The sequence below is a fragment of the Escherichia sp. E2661 genome, assembly GCF_004745185.1.
Lineage (GTDB): Bacteria > Pseudomonadota > Gammaproteobacteria > Enterobacterales > Enterobacteriaceae > Escherichia.
In genome coordinates, this window is record NZ_PDIG01000014.1 from 1 (window position 1) to 16,811 (window position 16,811).

Below are 16,811 nucleotides of genomic sequence, written 5' to 3' on the forward strand. Positions count from 1 at the left end.
GCATCAGGCAATGCTGTTATTGTAGGATGCGGCATGAACGCCTTATCCGACCTACACAGCACCGAACTCGTAGGCCTGATAAGACGCGGCAGCGTCGCATCAGGCAATGCTGTTATTATCGGATGCGGCGTGAACGCTTTATCCGACCTACACAGCACTGAACTCGCAGGCCTGATAAGACGTAGCAGCGTCGCATCAGGCAATGCTGTGTATTACCAGATGCATATTTAAATCCACCACAAGAAGCCCCATATATGAAAAACGCAACGTTCTACCTTCTGGACAATGACACCACCGTCGATGGCTTAAGCGCCGTTGAGCAGCTGGTGTGTGAAATTGCCGCAGAACGTTGGCGCAGTGGTAAGCGCGTGCTCATCGCCTGTGAAGATGAAAAGCAGGCTTACCGGCTGGATGAAGCCCTGTGGGCGCGTCCGGCAGAAAGCTTTGTTCCGCATAATTTAGCGGGAGAAGGACCGCGCGGCGGTGCGCCGGTGGAGATCGCCTGGCCGCAAAAACGTAGCAGCAGCCCGCGCGATATATTGATTAGTCTGCGAACAAGCTTTGCAGATTTTGCCACCGCTTTCACAGAAGTGGTAGACTTCGTCCCTTATGAAGATTCTCTGAAACAACTGGCGCGCGAACGCTATAAAGCCTACCGCGTGGCTGGTTTCAACCTGAATACGGCAACCTGGAAATAATGGAAAAGACATATAACCCACAAGATATCGAACAGCCGCTTTACGAGCACTGGGAAAAGCAGGGCTACTTTAAGCCTAATGGCGATGAAAGCCAGGAAAGTTTCTGCATCATGATCCCGCCGCCGAACGTCACCGGCAGTTTGCATATGGGTCACGCCTTCCAGCAAACCATCATGGATACCATGATCCGCTATCAGCGCATGCAGGGCAAAAACACCCTGTGGCAGGTCGGTACTGACCACGCCGGGATCGCTACCCAGATGGTCGTTGAGCGCAAGATTGCCGCAGAAGAAGGTAAAACCCGTCACGATTACGGCCGCGAAGCTTTCATCGACAAAATCTGGGAATGGAAAGCGGAATCCGGCGGCACCATTACCCGTCAGATGCGCCGTCTCGGCAACTCCGTCGACTGGGAGCGCGAACGCTTCACCATGGACGAAGGCCTGTCCAATGCGGTGAAAGAAGTTTTCGTTCGTCTGTATAAAGAAGACCTGATTTACCGTGGCAAGCGTCTGGTAAACTGGGACCCGAAACTGCGTACCGCTATTTCTGACCTGGAAGTGGAAAACCGCGAATCGAAAGGTTCGATGTGGCACATCCGCTATCCGCTGGCTGATGGTGCGAAAACCGCAGACGGTAAAGATTATCTGGTGGTCGCGACTACCCGTCCGGAAACCCTGCTGGGCGATACCGGCGTAGCCGTTAACCCGGAAGATCCGCGTTACAAAGATCTGATTGGCAAATATGTCATTCTGCCGCTGGTTAACCGTCGTATTCCGATCGTTGGCGACGAACACGCCGACATGGAAAAAGGCACCGGCTGCGTGAAGATCACCCCGGCACACGATTTTAACGACTATGAAGTCGGTAAACGTCACGCCCTGCCGATGATCAACATCCTGACCTTTGACGGCGATATCCGTGAAAGCGCCCAGGTGTTCGATACCAAAGGTAACGAATCTGACGTTTATTCCAGCGAGATCCCCGCAGAATTCCAGAAACTGGAGCGTTTTGCTGCACGTAAAGCCGTCGTTGCTGCGGTTGACGCGCTCGGCCTGCTGGAAGAAATTAAACCACACGACCTGACCGTTCCTTATGGCGACCGTGGTGGCGTGGTCATCGAACCGATGCTGACCGACCAGTGGTACGTGCGTGCCGATGTCCTGGCGAAGCCGGCGGTTGAAGCGGTTGAGAACGGCGACATTCAGTTCGTACCGAAGCAGTATGAAAACATGTACTTCTCCTGGATGCGCGATATTCAGGACTGGTGTATCTCTCGTCAGCTGTGGTGGGGTCACCGTATCCCTGCATGGTACGACGAAGCAGGTAACGTTTATGTTGGCCGCAACGAAGAAGAAGTGCGCAAGGAAAATAACCTCGGTGCCGACGTTGCCTTGCGTCAGGACGAAGACGTTCTCGACACCTGGTTCTCTTCTGCGCTGTGGACCTTCTCTACCCTTGGCTGGCCGGAAAACACCGACGCCCTGCGTCAGTTCCACCCAACCAGCGTGATGGTATCTGGTTTCGACATCATCTTCTTCTGGATTGCCCGCATGATCATGATGACCATGCACTTCATCAAAGATGAAAATGGCAAACCGCAGGTGCCGTTCCACACCGTTTACATGACCGGTCTGATTCGTGATGACGAAGGCCAGAAGATGTCTAAATCCAAGGGTAACGTTATCGACCCGCTGGATATGGTTGACGGTATTTCGCTGCCAGAACTGCTGGAAAAACGTACCGGCAATATGATGCAGCCGCAGTTGGCGGACAAATCCGTAAGCGCACCGAGAAGCAGTTCCCGAACGGCATTGAGCCGCACGGTACTGACGCGCTGCGCTTCACCCTGGCGGCGCTGGCTTCTACTGGTCGTGACATCAACTGGGATATGAAGCGTCTGGAAGGCTACCGTAACTTCTGTAACAAGCTGTGGAACGCCAGCCGCTTTGTGCTGATGAACACGGAAGGTCAGGATTGCGGCTTCAACGGCGGCGAAATGACGCTGTCGCTGGCGGATCGCTGGATTCTGGCTGAGTTCAACCGGACCATCAAAGCGTACCGCGAAGCGCTGGACAGCTTCCGCTTCGATATCGCCGCAGGCATTCTGTATGAATTCACCTGGAACCAGTTCTGCGACTGGTATCTGGAGCTGACCAAGCCGGTAATGAACGGTGGCACCGAAGCCGAACTGCGTGGTACTCGCCATACGCTGGTGACCGTGCTGGAAGGTCTGCTGCGCCTGGCGCATCCGATCATTCCGTTCATCACCGAAACCATCTGGCAGCGTGTGAAAGTACTTTGCGGCATCACTGCCGACACCATCATGCTGCAGCCGTTCCCGCAGTACGATGCATCTCAGGTCGATGAAGCCGCACTGGCCGACACCGAGTGGCTGAAGCAGGCGATCGTTGCGGTACGTAACATCCGTGCAGAAATGAACATCGCCCCGGGCAAACCGCTGGAGCTGCTGCTGCGTGGTTGCAGCGCGGATGCAGAACGTCGCGTAAATGAAAACCGTGGTTTCCTGCAAACGCTGGCGCGTCTGGAAAGCATCACCGTGCTGCCAGCCGATGACAAAGGTCCGGTTTCCGTTACCAAGATCGTCGACGGTGCAGAGCTGCTGATCCCGATGGCTGGCCTCATTAACAAAGACGATGAGCTGGCGCGTCTGGCGAAAGAAGTGGCGAAGATTGAAGGTGAAATCAGCCGCATCGAGAACAAGCTGGCGAACGAAGGCTTTGTAGCGCGCGCACCGGAAGCGGTCATCGCGAAAGAGCGTGAGAAGCTGGAAGGTTATGCGGAAGCGAAAGCGAAGCTGATTGAACAGCAGGCTGTTATCGCCGCGCTGTAATCAACACAGTGAAGAAAACGAAGGCCGGAGCATGCTCCGGCCTTTTTATTTAGATAAACGGAACATACGGCATAATACCGCGAGATATCCACATTAACGGACCGCTATCCTGCGGTTTGTCATCATTGGTTAACTCCAGCGAATCAAGGTCGCCCTGGACATGGGTATTGTTAGCAATCCAGCTAACCATCCACATTTTCAGCCAGGGATAAGCCAGACCACACGTAATTGAGGCCCCCATTAATACCGCCAACATGCGCAGAAGCATACCGATCGCGGTAACAGATGAATGAAAACGAATAGTGCCATTTGCCAGCGTCAGGTTATTCAAAAACAGATTGCGTAACGTGACATAGAGATAACTGGCAAAAACAAGAATCGCGACAAAATACAGGAAATAAGAAGCCGTAATCTGCGGGTAATATTGCAATACTAGCTCCCTGCCCGCATCAGACCTACCCAACATGGTCATCATCATTAACTGCTGAAATACTGGCGCAATCATAATACCAATCACAATGATGAAAGGAACCATGGTTAATATTGCGAGCATACAACCTTTAATGCATTCTTTTACGTTGACCTTAATGGAAAATTGATGGACACCAAAAGTCGCGTTATTACCCAGTAATGGCATCCACTTGCTATAGGTAATACCGTTGATAACACCCAGTCCGATGACGGAAAGCAAACTTAAGACCACTAAGTTAAAGAATAACCCACCTATCGATGTCGTCACTTGCGCAATAAGGTACAGTACGAGCCAAAAAGCTAATGCCAACAGAACAGGCAGACCTAACATAACCCACCATGCACGAAGCATTGAGCAGTTAAAGCCAAAGCGAATACCATTCAGTGAGGTCATGTTCGCCTGATACTGCAGACTCTTCACTGCCATGCAAGGAATACCGCAGATCAAGAGAGCAAACAGGAGAAAAGCAAGAACAAAGTGTTGGCCTGCAAAACAAGAAATACTGAAAAAATAAACGATCATAATAAGTAACATGCTAACAAAAATGGCACCACCTGTTCCCTTATAACTAAATGGTTGCCCCTTGAGTGTCACATGTTGATAAATATAACGACGGCATTTCACTAATGCCCACGGCCCATATATTCCCAGAGTAATAATTGTCAGTAAAAAATTCACAAGACAAATAAGAAAATACTCACCACCCTTGCCTGTAAAAACAAATGCGTGACGAGGATTATCTTTCCCTACGTTTACACCATTCATGAACTATATCCCTAAAATAAATTCCATTCATATAGATAATAATTCCAGTCAATTAATACTGGACCATCTAGAATACGCTTTATCTAAGCGATATATGCTTAATATTTTCTGATTTATCTTCTTCTTGCACCACATAAGCGAGGGTGGTATTAAAGGGAGCTATAAATCATACATTTGAAATTGAGCTATGCTATGAATGTTGTCGTTTCGCCCGCGCTCCGTTTGCGCAAACTTACCGCCGCCGATAATGCTGCTATTGCCAGCGTCATCCGCCAGGTGTCCGCAGAGTACGGTCTTACCGCTGATAAAGGCTATACCGTCGCCGATCCCAATCTCGACGAATTGTATCAAGTGTATAGTCAGCCCGGTCATGCCTATTGGGTAGTTGAACACAATGGCGAAGTGGTGGGCGGCGGCGGGATTGCGCCATTAGCAGGTAGTGAATCGGACATTTGCGAACTGCAGAAAATGTATTTTCTTCCCGCCATTCGCGGCAAAGGGCTGGCGAAAAAACTGGCCTTAATGGCGATGGAGCAGGCACGAGAAATGGGCTTCAAACGCTGCTATCTGGAAACGACTGCTTTTTTGAAAGAAGCGATTGGTTTGTATGAACATTTAGGTTTTCAACATATCGACTATGCACTTGGCTGCACGGGCCATGTTGATTGTGAAGTGCGGATGTTGCGCGAACTCTAAAAAAATGCCCGCTAGTGTGTGCTATCGGGCATTTTAATCAATTAATTAATGGCGAACACCGTCATCGTCTTCGTCGACATAATCTTCATCGTCGCCATCTTCGCCGTTAGGATCTTCAAAATAAGTCCCCCAACCGTCGTATTCAACGTCGAATTTCTCTGCCAGGTTCATCAATTGCTCAACCTGGGCATCGATCAGATCGGCATTCAACGCGCATTCGCTGAGGATGTCACAGCAAATTACGATATCGCCATCTTCCACTTCCAGCTCTTCCGGATCGGTCACTTCGTAGCCGAGTTTAAACGCTTCAACCGCTGCTTTTTCCAGGGTTTCCAGATCGTCTGCGGAAAGGTGATGTTCGATGGTGTACAGCGCGTCCGGATCGCTGCCATCTTCCAGTAATTCTTCAATAATCAAACGTGTTTCTTCACGCTGTTCTTCGAGTTGTTCCGGGTTTGCCATGACTTATTCCTCTTAATGTCCTGCTGATACTCTTATTGTCACACACCACTGACATTGCCTCCACCTTTGTGAGAAAGTTTTATGCTTTAGGCTTGCAAATGAATATTCATACATATAAATTGAATTTTAATTCATTACGGCGTAAGCCACAGGAGGGATCTATGTCCGGGTTTTATCATAAGCATTTCCTGAAATTACTTGATTTCACGCCAGCTGAACTCAACACCTTGCTCCAGCTAGCCGCTAAACTAAAAGCAGATAAAAAAAAGCGGTAAAGAAGAAGCCAGACTCACTGGTAAAAACATCGCGCTCATCTTCGAAAAAGACTCGACTCGTACCCGATGCTCTTTCGAAGTTGCCGCATATGACCAGGGCGCTCGCGTCACTTATCTCGGCCCAAGCGGCAGCCAGATTGGCCATAAAGAGTCAATTAAAGATACCGCCCGCGTGCTTGGCCGCATGTATGACGGTATTCAGTATCGTGGCTATGGTCAGGAGATTGTCGAAACACTGGCGGAATACGCTGGCGTCCCGGTATGGAATGGGCTGACCAATGAGTTCCACCCCACGCAACTGCTGGCAGATCTGCTGACCATGCAAGAACATTTACCGGGTAAAGCGTTTAATGAGATGACGCTGGTCTATGCCGGAGATGCCCGCAATAACATGGGCAATTCGATGCTCGAAGCTGCGGCGCTGACCGGTCTGGATTTGCGTCTGGTGGCGCCACAGGCATGCTGGCCGGAATCTTCGCTGGTTATGGAATGCCGCGCCCTGGCACAACAAAATGGCGGGAATATTACCCTGACAGAAGATGTCGCGACTGGCGTTAAAGGTGCTGACTTTATCTATACCGATGTATGGGTGTCGATGGGTGAAGCAAAAGAGAAATGGGCTGAAAGGATTGCATTGCTGCGTGGTTATCAGGTGAATAGTAAGATGATGCAGTTAACTGGTAACCCGGAGGTCAAATTCCTCCACTGCCTGCCCGCGTTTCATGATGACCAAACAACGCTTGGCAAAAAGATGGCTGAAGAATTTGGCCTGCATGGTGGGATGGAAGTAACGGACGAGGTTTTCGAATCTCCTGCCAGCATTGTTTTTGATCAGGCGGAAAACCGTATGCATACTATCAAAGCGGTAATGGTCGCTACGCTTGCCAAATAATTTCAGTACCGGAGGCGGCTTCACGTCGCCACCGGCAGGTACTCGCTTAAGCCATCAGCATCTTAACAACCGCTTTGCGAACCTGAGCAGGCTCACCCACTGCGCACAGCGGTTTGTGCACTTCACCCGGATAAAACACAACAAAATCGCCTTCATTAAGGATAACTGTTTTCTCTTCAATACCTTCAGGCAAAAAGGCGATGTCTTTATCAGCTAACCAGTCAGTATCCGGCGTACCCGCAGGCTGTGTGCTAAAAGTCATTCCTTCCTGCCCTTTTAACACAATCTGGATGTCGAGATAGCGGGCATGATACTCCGCGCGACGCGCTTCATACGGCTCAGTCATATCTTCAGAGATAAGATAAAACAGACGGTTGCCTTCGATATCATGCTTACCTTTTGGCGTTTCTGCCGTAACGTGCATTTTGATATGTTCAATGGCCTGGCGTAACTCTTCTGGCAACCACGGCTGGAGATTATGAATATTTCCGATGATCATCTTTTTCATTCCTCAATTAAAACAATGTTTCATTTCTCTCGTTATACGTAATTCCTTACTGCCATACCAGCATTTTTTGCTGTCCGATTGCGCCAAAGCATGTTTTCCTGCCCGCTTACCACAAAAACAAGCATTGTTAAAAACTCAATTTTAAAGCATATAAATTCACTACAATCGTTTACCTGCGTAATTTTTTGCATCAATCGCTTGATCCCACTTTCTGGCTGAGTATAATGCCGGACAATTTGCCGGGAGGATGTATGGTTCAGTGTGTTCGACATTTTGTCTTACCGCGTCTGAAAAAAGACGCTGGCCTGCCGTTTTTCTTCCCGTTGTTCACCTATTCCCAGCCCCTCAATCGAGGGGCTTTTTTTTGCCCAGGCGTCAGGAGATAAAAGATGGCTAATCCGCTATATCAGAAACATATCATTTCCATAAACGACCTTAGTCGCGATGACCTTAATCTGGTGCTGGCGACAGCGGCGAAACTGAAAGCGAACCCGCAACCAGAACTGTTGAAACATAAAGTGATTGCCAGTTGCTTCTTCGAAGCATCAACCCGCACTCGCCTCTCTTTCGAAACCTCGATGCACCGCCTGGGCGCTAGTGTGGTGGGATTCTCTGACAGCGCAAACACCTCACTGGGAAAAAAAGGTGAAACGCTGGCTGATACCATCTCGGTTATCAGCACTTACGTCGATGCGATTGTGATGCGCCATCCACAGGAAGGTGCGGCACGCCTGGCAACCGAATTTTCCGGCAATGTACCGGTACTGAATGCCGGTGATGGCTCCAACCAACATCCGACGCAAACCTTGCTGGATCTGTTCACCATTCAGGAAACTCAGGGACGTCTTGACAATCTTCGCGTCGCAATGGTCGGCGACCTGAAATATGGTCGCACCGTTCACTCCCTGACCCAGGCGCTGGCGAAGTTCGACGGCAACCGTTTTTACTTCATCGCCCCGGATGCGCTGGCAATGCCGCAGTACATTCTGGATATGCTCGATGAAAAAGGTATCGCCTGGAGTCTGCATAGTTCCATTGAAGAAGTGATGGCGGAAGTGGACATTCTGTATATGACTCGCGTGCAAAAAGAGCGTCTGGACCCGTCCGAATACGCCAACGTAAAAGCGCAGTTTGTCCTGCGCGCCAGCGATCTCCACAACGCCAAAGCCAATATGAAAGTGCTGCATCCGCTGCCGCGTATTGATGAAATTGCGACGGATGTCGATAAAACGCCGCACGCCTGGTACTTCCAGCAAGCAGGCAATGGGATTTTCGCTCGCCAGGCGTTACTGGCACTGGTTCTGAATCGCGATCTGGTACTGTAAGGGGAAATAGAGATGACACACGATAATAAATTGCAGGTTGAAGCTATTAAACGCGGCACGGTAATTGACCATATCCCCGCCCAGATCGGTTTTAAGCTGTTGAGCTTGTTCAAGTTAACCGAAACCGATCAGCGCATCACCATCGGTCTGAACCTACCTTCCGGCGAGATGGGCCGCAAGGATCTGATCAAAATCGAAAATACCTTTTTAAATGAAGATCAAGTAGACCAACTGGCACTGTATGCGCCGCAGGCCACGGTAAACCGTATCGACAACTATGAAGTGGTCGGCAAATCACGCCCCAGCCTGCCGGAACGTATTGATAATGTGCTGGTCTGCCCGAACAGCAACTGTATCAGCCATGCAGAACCGGTTTCTTCCAGCTTTGCCGTGAGAAAACGCGCCAATGATATTGCGCTCAAATGCAAATATTGTGAAAAAGAGTTTTCGCATAATGTGGTGCTGGCCAATTAATTGCGGTTGGTAATAAATGTCAGGCTCCCTATAATGAGCCAGACTTTTTACCGCTGTAATAAAGGAGAAATCATGAGCAAAACTATCGCGACGGAAAATGCACCCGCAGCTATCGGTCCGTATGTTCAGGGCGTTGATCTGGGCAGTATGATCATCACTTCCGGTCAGATCCCGGTAAACCCGAAAACGGGCGAAGTACCGGCAGACGTCGCTGCACAGGCGCGTCAGTCGCTGGATAACGTAAAAGCGATCGTGGAAGCGGCAGGTCTGAAAGTGGGCGATATCGTTAAAACCACTGTATTTGTGAAAGATTTGAACGACTTCGCAACCGTAAACGCCACTTACGAAGCGTTCTTCACCGAGCACAATGCCACCTTCCCGGCACGTTCTTGCGTTGAAGTTGCACGTCTGCCGAAAGACGTGAAGATTGAGATCGAAGCGATCGCTGTTCGTCGCTAATCTTGAGGGAAATCCGGGCTATCATGCCCGGATTAAGTCTGATGACAAAAGCAAAATCGCCTGATGCGCTACGCTTATCAGGCCTACGTGATTCCTGCAATTTATTGAATTTGTAGGCCGGATAAGGCGTTTACGCCGCATCCGGCATGAACAAAGCTCACTTTGTCTGCAATCTGAATCCGGGCCACCATGCCCAGTTAATTCTTTACTGCCAGCCGTAACGACGACTATAAATCCCTTTAACCAACTGCGTTAACACCATATACCCTGCCAGAATCGCAATCAGCCACGGGAAGTAACTTAACGGCAGCGCCTGCAATTGCAGATAACTGGCCAGCGGTGAAAACGGCAACGCGATCCCCACGACTATCACGATCGCGGTCATCGCCATTAATGGCCACGACGCACAACTCTGAATAAACGGCACACGGCGGGTGCGGATCATATGCACAATCAGCGTTTGCGACAGTAATCCCACCACAAACCAGCCCGACTGGAACAGCGTTTGCGTTTCCGGCGTATTCGCATGAAATACCCACCACATCAGGCAAAACGTCAGAATATCGAAGATCGAGCTGATCGGTCCGAAGAAGATCATAAAACGCCCCAGATCCGCCGGATTCCAACGCTGCGGCTTTTGAATTTGCTCGTCATCAACGTTATCAAACGGGATCGCTACCTGCGATACATCGTACAGTAAGTTCTGGATCAGTAAGTGCAATGGCAACATCGGCAGGAAGGGCAAGAAAGCACTCGCCACCAGCACGCTGAACACATTACCGAAGTTAGAACTTGCCGTCATTTTGATGTATTTCAGCATGTTGGCAAAAGTTCGGCGTCCTTCAATAACCCCCTCTTCCAGTACCATCAGGCTTTTTTCCAGCAGAATGATATCAGCCGCTTCACGGGCAATATCTACCGCCCCGTCCACAGAAATACCGATATCCGCAGCACGTAAGGCGGGCGCATCATTAATACCATCGCCCATAAAGCCAACCACATGCCCTTCGCGCTTCAGTAAGGTCACGATGCGTTCCTTATGCATCGGCGTCAGGCGGGCAAACAACGTGGTACGCTGCGCGAGATTTGCCAGTTCGTCGTCAGATAGCGTTTCAATATCACTACCAATTACCACCTCTCCCGCATCTAGTCCCACTTCATGGCACACTTTCGCCGCCACTAATTCACTGTCGCCAGTAAGGATTTTGACGGTAATTCCACTCGCTTTTAATGCCTTCAGTGCCGGAGCGGTTGTCTCTTTTGGCGGATCAAGGAAAGCAATATATCCTTCGAGGATCAGGTCGGATTCATCCGCCCGCTGGTAATCTCCTTCACGTGCTGGCAGGTATTTCGTCGCCACCGCAACCACGCGCAGCCCCTGACGATTCAGCGTATCGGTTACCCGCTTAATCTTACGCAGCATGGTGTCATCGAGCGGAACAATAGCGCCATTGTGACGCACCTGCGAACACACATTGAGGATTTCCTGCAATGCGCCTTTGCACACCAGTTGATGGTATTCGGCATTTTCTGCCACTACCACCGACATCCGGCGACGCTCAAAATCAAACGGAATCTCATCAATTTTTTTGCCAACGACTGGCCAGCGAGCGCGCTGACTCTTCATCCGTACCTTCGAGCACCGCTGTATCAAGCAGGTTTTTAAGTCCGGTCTGGTAATGACTGTTCAACCACGCGCTATGCAGCACGCGCTCACTGGTTTTACCGGAGATATCGGTATGATTCTCCAGCACAATTTTATCTTGCGTCAGGGTGCCTGTTTTATCAGTGCACAGAATATCCATTGCACCAAAGTTCTGAATCGCATCCAGATGTTTGACGATCACTTTCTGTTTCGACAGTTTTACCGCACCACGCGCCAGCGTCGAGGTGACAATCATCGGCAACATTTCCGGCGTTAAGCCTACCGCTACCGAAAGCGCGAATAGCGCCGCTTCCCACCAGTCGCCTTTGGTGTAACCGTTGATCAACAGCACTACGGGCGCCATCACCAGCATAAAGCGAATCAGCAGCATACTGACGCGGCTGATCCCTTGCTGAAACGCATTCGGCTCGCTTTCCTGCTCGCTGACACGCCCCGCCAGTTGACCAAACCAGGTGTTGGCACCTGTGGCAATCACCATTGCTTGTGCCGTACCGCTCACCACGGTGGTGCCCATAAAACACAGGGTATCGCACTCCAGCGGATTGCTGTGCTCTGGCTGGCGAGTGGTTGCGGCTTTTTCCACGGGCAGAGACTCACCGGTTAATGACGCCTGAGCGACGAACAGATCCCGCGCCTGCAAAATACGTAAATCTGCCGGGATCATATCCCCCGCCGCCAATTTAATAATATCGCCAGGCACCAGCTGGTCGATCGGGATCTCCAGCCAGCCATTTTCGCCTTTGTCGTTAATTACGCGCAGCACCGTCGCGGTATTACTGACCATCGCTTTCAGAGCATCTGCTGCTTTGGTGGAGCGCGCTTCCTGAATAAAGTTCAGCAACGTAGAAATAGCGACCATTAACGCAATAACGCCCGCGGCAAATAAATCTTCCGTGGCGTAAGAAATGCCGCCGAGGATCGTGAGCAAAATATTAAAAGGGTTGCGATAACAGACCCACAAATGTACCCACCACGGCGACGGTTGTTGCGCGGGTAGTTTATTTTCACCGTGTTGTTCGCGGGCTAATTCCACTTCCGCCTGATTTAACCCTTCTGGATGCGTGCCGAAGGTTTTCCATAATTCCTTTTCTGGCATCACCGCCATTTTCAGGCAATGCGCGCTTAAGGAAGGCGGGATCGGAATATTCGTTGTCTGTTGCGCGCCAGGCAACGGATCGCGATGGACCAGACGAGAAGGTAAATGGCGAATGAGCCGGGTAAAAATTTCTTTAAACATAGGAAGTCCCTCCGCACCCTGTAAGCATGGTGCAGAAAATATCTTCAGGCGTCGCAAAGCCTTACCTGAAGGTAATAAACATGAGCTGGGACGTTAAAACGTCACGGCCTTACACATCCGGTAATGCCGTGAAAAGACAGGCTTACCAGAAAAGTTTTAATCTCCGTCGAGGGAGAGGCGTGGGATCAGGTTCCATATAACCTCCGGTAAGTGAAAAAAAGCGCCGCAAATAATAAGGAGAATCCAATAATATTCGTAGCATTTATGCCGATATAATATCTGCAAGCAACTAAACCAACGATAAACCAGACTTTACCCATTGCTGAATGCGTGGGTAAAGTTAGGCTCAAATAATTAAACGCAAATTACGGGACAACAGGATGCAAAATCGGCTGACCATCAAAGACATTGCTCGTTTAAGCGGCGTGGGGAAATCCACGGTTTCCCGAGTGCTGAATAACGAAAGTGGCGTGAGTCAGCACACGCGCGAGCGCGTGGAAGCAGTGATGAATCAGCATAGATTTTCCCCTTCCCGATCCGCGCGTGCTATGCGTGGGCAAAGCGATAAAGTGGTTGCTATTATCGTCACCCGTCTGGATTCGTTATCAGAAAATCTCGCCGTTCAGACGATGCTGCCGGCATTCTATGAACAGGGTTACGATCCGATCATGATGGAAAGCCAGTTTTCGCCACAGCTGGTTACTGAACATTTAGGCGTTCTGAAACGTCGCAATATTGACGGAGTGGTGCTGTTCGGTTTTACCGGCATAACGGAAGAAATGTTAGCTCACTGGCAATCATCTCTGGTACTGCTGGCGCATGACGCAAAAGGTTTTGCTTCGGTCTGTTATGACGACGAAGGGGCGATTAAGATTCTGATGCAATGCCTCTACGATCGGGGGCATCGCAATATTAGTTATCTTGGCGTACCGCACAGCGACATTACCACTGGTAAGCGGCGTCATGAGGCTTATCTGGCATTCTGCAAAGCACATAAACTACGTCCCGTCGCCGCCCTGCCCGGCCTGGCCATGAAGCAAGGTTACGAGAACGTGGCAAAAGTGATTACGCCAGAAACCACTGCGTTGCTGTGCGCAACCGACACGCTGGCGCTCGGGGCATGTAAGTACCTGCAAGAGCAACACATCGACACCCTGCAACTGGCGAGCGTTGGTAATACGCCGTTAATGAAGTTTCTCCATCCGGAGATCGTCACCGTTGATCCAGGCTACGCCGAAGCCGGACGTCAGGCTGCCAGCCAGTTGATCGACCAGGTAACCGGACGCAGCGAACCTCAACAAATCGTCATTCCAGCAGCCCTTTTCTGAGAGTTACCTTCTACCAGATTTATCCAAAGAGTGTTCAGAACACTACTGGCAGCTTCTGATGTATAGCTTTGAAGAAGCCTCACCGCAACTCTGCGCCACGACATTACGGTCTTTTGAGGCTGTCTGGTGGTTTCAGAGATAATCCTTCTCCAGACCATGCTAAAGCGAGTATTTCCGGGGACTTACCGGGTAGTATATTGTTTTTGTTGATTTTATAACCAGAAAATCATCAAAAAATTTACACATCGCTCTAGCGCCCGCCATCCGTACTCTCTGCTTTTTACTTTGAGCTAAATCAAAAAAAACGCAAACATCCTTAATGCAAAGCACTATATATAGACTTTAAAATGCATCTCAACCCAATATGTTGTATCCATCGTCTAAACTTGCAACAAGATACACGTCAACGAAGCCGACACAATTGTGGATAAAGCGAATTGGGATTGCAGTAAATCCCCGTAACAAGAGCTGAATAAACCGGGGCGCACTTCCCAACTTTCTGTGGATAACCTGTTCTTAAAAATATGGAGCGATCATGACACCGCATGTGATGAAACGAGACGGCTGCAAAGTGCCGTTTAAATCAGAGCGCATCAAAGAAGCTATTCTGCGTGCAGCTAAAGCAGCGGAAGTCGATGATGCAGATTATTGTGCCACTGTTGCCGCTATCGTCAGCGAGCAAATGCAGGGGCGTAACCAGGTAGATATCAACGAAATCCAGACCGCTGTTGAAAACCAACTGATGTCTGGCCCGTACAAACAACTGGCCCGTGCATATATTGAGTACCGTCACGATCGCGACATTGAACGTGAAAAAACGCGGTCGTCTGAACCAGGAGATCCGTGGTCTGGTCGAGCAGACTAATTCCTCGCTGCTCAATGAAAACGCGAATAAAGACAGTAAAGTCATTCCGACCCAGCGTGACCTGCTGGCCGGGATTGTTGCTAAACACTATGCACGTCAGCACCTGCTGCCGCGTGACGTGGTGCAGGCACATGAACGTGGTGATATCCACTACCACGATCTCGATTACTCGCCGTTCTTCCCAATGTTCAACTGCATGTTGATCGACCTGAAAGGCATGCTGACGCAAGGCTTTAAGATGGGGAATGCCGAGATTGAACCACCGAAGTCGATCTCTACAGCTACCGCAGTAACTGCGCAAATTATTGCTCAGGTCGCCAGCCATATTTATGGTGGCACCACCATTAACCGTATCGACGAAGTTCTGGCGCCGTTTGTCACCGCCAGCTACAACAAACACCGTAAAACTGCGGAAGAGTGGAGCATTCCTGACGTCGACGGTTACGCTAACTCTCGTACCATCAAAGAGTGCTACGACGCATTCCAGTCGCTGGAATATGAAGTAAATACCCTGCACACCGCCAACGGTCAGACGCCGTTTGTGACCTTTGGCTTTGGTCTGGGTACCAGCTGGGAATCGCGCCTGATTCAGGAATCTATCCTGCGTAACCGTATCGCGGGCCTGGGTAAAAACCGTAAAACCGCCGTGTTCCCGAAACTGGTGTTCGCAATTCGCGATGGCCTGAACCATAAAGTGGGCGATCCGAACTACGACATCAAACAGCTGGCGCTGGAGTGCGCGAGCAAGCGCATGTATCCGGATATCCTGAACTACGATCAGGTAGTGAAAGTCACCGGTTCGTTTAAAACTCCGATGGGCTGCCGCAGCTTCCTCGGCGTGTGGGAAGACGAAAACGGTGAGCAGATCCACGATGGTCGTAACAACCTCGGCGTGATCAGCCTGAACCTGCCGCGCATTGCTCTGGAAGCGAAAGGCGATGAAGCCACCTTCTGGAAGCTGCTGGATGAACGTCTGGTGCTGGCGCGTAAGGCACTGATGACCCGTATCGCCCGCCTGGAAGGCGTGAAAGCGCGCGTAGCGCCGATCCTCTATATGGAAGGTGCCTGCGGCGTACGTCTGAATGCAGACGATGACGTGTCTGAAATCTTCAAAAATGGTCGAGCGTCTATCTCGCTGGGTTACATCGGTATCCACGAAACCATTAACGCGCTGTTCGGCGGCGAGCATGTTTACGACAACGAGCAGCTGCGTGCGAAAGGTATTGCGATTGTTGAACGTCTGCGTCAGGCGGTGGATCAGTGGAAAGAAGAAACCGGCTACGGTTTCAGTCTCTACAGTACGCCGAGTGAGAACCTGTGCGACCGCTTCTGCCGTCTCGATACCGCCGAGTTTGGCGTGGTGCCGGGCGTGACCGATAAAGGTTACTACACCAACAGTTTCCACCTTGATGTGGAGAAGAAGGTGAACCCGTACGACAAGATCGACTTTGAAGCGCCTTACCCGCCGCTGGCGAACGGTGGTTTCATTTGCTACGGCGAGTATCCAAACATTCAGCACAACCTGAAGGCGCTGGAAGATGTCTGGGATTACAGCTATCAGCATGTGCCGTATTACGGCACCAACACGCCGATCGATGAATGCTACGAATGTGGCTTTACCGGCGAGTTTGAGTGCACCAGCAAAGGCTTCACTTGTCCGAAATGTGGTAACCATGACACCTCCCGTGTGTCGGTAACTCGCCGCGTGTGCGGATATTTAGGTAGTCCGGATGCGCGTCCGTTTAACGCTGGCAAGCAGGAAGAAGTTAAGCGCCGCGTTAAACATTTAGGAAATGGGCAGATCGGTTGATCTCCACGCTGCGTTAAGCAAATGC

At 50.4% G+C, this 16,811-nt stretch carries 14 protein-coding genes and 5 pseudogenes; 12 read left to right on the top strand and 7 right to left on the bottom strand.

Annotated features, from left to right (window positions below; genetic code table 11):
• The 3 genes and pseudogenes from CRI63_RS24090 to valS form a co-directional block, all read left to right on the top strand.
• Positions 1-231, top strand: a 231-nt coding sequence (locus CRI63_RS24090; RefSeq protein WP_205713400.1) for a hypothetical protein, incomplete at its 5' end; no start/stop codon positions are given.
• A gap of 23 nt (positions 232-254) precedes the next feature.
• On the top strand, positions 255-698 hold the full coding sequence (holC, locus tag CRI63_RS07150; protein WP_000786399.1) for a DNA polymerase III subunit chi: 444 nt from the start codon (positions 255-257) through the stop codon (positions 696-698).
• A pseudogene (gene valS / locus CRI63_RS07155) lies at positions 698-3,552 on the top strand (valine--tRNA ligase). Before holC ends, valS begins: the two are co-directional and overlap by 1 nt.
• Positions 3,553-3,601: 49 nt before the next feature.
• Here the strand turns inward: valS and CRI63_RS07160 are convergent.
• On the bottom strand, positions 3,602-4,789 hold the full coding sequence (locus tag CRI63_RS07160) for a DUF898 family protein (RefSeq protein ID WP_135519017.1): 1,188 nt from the start codon (positions 4,787-4,789) through the stop codon (positions 3,602-3,604).
• Between the two features lie 192 nt (positions 4,790-4,981).
• On the opposite strand from CRI63_RS07160, the gene CRI63_RS07165 reads away from it, so the two are divergent.
• Positions 4,982-5,485, top strand: coding sequence for a GNAT family N-acetyltransferase (locus tag CRI63_RS07165; protein ID WP_135408771.1), 504 nt, complete (start codon positions 4,982-4,984; stop codon positions 5,483-5,485).
• A gap of 45 nt (positions 5,486-5,530) precedes the next feature.
• Here CRI63_RS07165 and rraB read toward each other — a convergent pair whose 3' ends face one another.
• Positions 5,531-5,947 carry a ribonuclease E inhibitor RraB gene (gene rraB, locus CRI63_RS07170; protein WP_000002947.1) on the bottom strand — a complete coding sequence of 139 codons (417 nt, stop codon included), beginning with the start codon at positions 5,945-5,947 and terminating at the stop codon, positions 5,531-5,533.
• 161 nt (positions 5,948-6,108) lie between these two features.
• On the opposite strand from rraB, the pseudogene argF reads away from it, so the two are divergent.
• Positions 6,109-7,114, top strand: a pseudogene (gene argF, locus CRI63_RS07175) (ornithine carbamoyltransferase).
• A 46-nt stretch (positions 7,115-7,160) separates the two neighbouring features.
• On the opposite strand, the gene tabA reads toward argF, so the two are convergent.
• On the bottom strand, positions 7,161-7,613 hold the full coding sequence (tabA, locus tag CRI63_RS07180) for a toxin-antitoxin biofilm protein TabA (protein ID WP_130216649.1): 453 nt from the start codon (positions 7,611-7,613) through the stop codon (positions 7,161-7,163).
• A gap of 197 nt (positions 7,614-7,810) precedes the next feature.
• Positions 7,811-7,894, bottom strand: a pseudogene (locus tag CRI63_RS24290) (hypothetical protein); the annotation flags it as partial.
• Between CRI63_RS24290 and pyrL the strand changes: the two are divergent.
• The 4 genes from pyrL to CRI63_RS07205 all read left to right on the top strand — a co-directional run bounded on the left by pyrL (position 7,874) and on the right by CRI63_RS07205 (position 9,880).
• Positions 7,874-8,008: a pyr operon leader peptide gene (pyrL, locus tag CRI63_RS07190; protein ID WP_032341226.1), complete on the top strand. Its 135-nt coding sequence runs from the start codon at positions 7,874-7,876 to the stop codon at positions 8,006-8,008. The pseudogene CRI63_RS24290 and the gene pyrL sit on opposite strands and share 21 nt — an antisense overlap.
• A 3-nt stretch (positions 8,009-8,011) precedes the next feature.
• Positions 8,012-8,947 (top strand): aspartate carbamoyltransferase, encoded by a 936-nt coding sequence (gene pyrB / locus CRI63_RS07195; protein ID WP_000013052.1) that lies wholly within the window; start codon positions 8,012-8,014, stop codon positions 8,945-8,947.
• Between the two features lie 12 nt (positions 8,948-8,959).
• Complete coding sequence (pyrI, locus tag CRI63_RS07200; RefSeq protein WP_097748119.1) at positions 8,960-9,421, top strand: aspartate carbamoyltransferase regulatory subunit; 462 nt, start codon at positions 8,960-8,962, stop codon at positions 9,419-9,421.
• Between the two features lie 72 nt (positions 9,422-9,493).
• The gene (locus CRI63_RS07205) at positions 9,494-9,880 is read left to right on the top strand and encodes an enamine/imine deaminase (protein ID WP_000047542.1); all 387 of its coding nucleotides are present in this window, start codon (positions 9,494-9,496) and stop codon (positions 9,878-9,880) included.
• A gap of 205 nt (positions 9,881-10,085) precedes the next feature.
• Here CRI63_RS07205 and mgtA (CRI63_RS24295) read toward each other — a convergent pair whose 3' ends face one another.
• The 3 genes from mgtA (CRI63_RS24295) to mgtL form a co-directional block, all read right to left on the bottom strand.
• Positions 10,086-11,507 carry a magnesium-translocating P-type ATPase gene (mgtA, locus tag CRI63_RS24295; protein WP_240782729.1) on the bottom strand — a complete coding sequence of 474 codons (1,422 nt, stop codon included), beginning with the start codon at positions 11,505-11,507 and terminating at the stop codon, positions 10,086-10,088.
• Positions 11,461-12,783 carry a magnesium-translocating P-type ATPase gene (gene mgtA / locus CRI63_RS24300; RefSeq protein WP_240782730.1) on the bottom strand — a complete coding sequence of 441 codons (1,323 nt, stop codon included), beginning with the start codon at positions 12,781-12,783 and terminating at the stop codon, positions 11,461-11,463. Before mgtA (CRI63_RS24300) ends, mgtA (CRI63_RS24295) begins: the two co-directional genes overlap by 47 nt.
• A 142-nt stretch (positions 12,784-12,925) precedes the next feature.
• On the bottom strand, positions 12,926-12,979 hold the full coding sequence (mgtL, locus tag CRI63_RS07215) for a mgtA regulatory leader peptide MgtL (protein WP_135519182.1): 54 nt from the start codon (positions 12,977-12,979) through the stop codon (positions 12,926-12,928).
• A gap of 157 nt (positions 12,980-13,136) precedes the next feature.
• Here mgtL and treR point away from each other — a divergent pair, with 157 nt between their 5' ends.
• The 3 genes and pseudogenes from treR to nrdD all read left to right on the top strand — a co-directional run bounded on the left by treR (position 13,137) and on the right by nrdD (position 16,786).
• Positions 13,137-14,111, top strand: coding sequence for a trehalose operon repressor TreR (gene treR / locus CRI63_RS07220; RefSeq protein ID WP_276606367.1), 975 nt, complete (start codon positions 13,137-13,139; stop codon positions 14,109-14,111).
• Between the two features lie 46 nt (positions 14,112-14,157).
• Positions 14,158-14,253, top strand: a pseudogene (locus CRI63_RS24305) (hypothetical protein); the annotation flags it as partial.
• A 393-nt stretch (positions 14,254-14,646) separates the two neighbouring features.
• Positions 14,647-16,786: pseudogene (gene nrdD / locus CRI63_RS07225) on the top strand (anaerobic ribonucleoside-triphosphate reductase).
• The last annotated feature ends 25 nt before the right edge of the window (positions 16,787-16,811 follow it).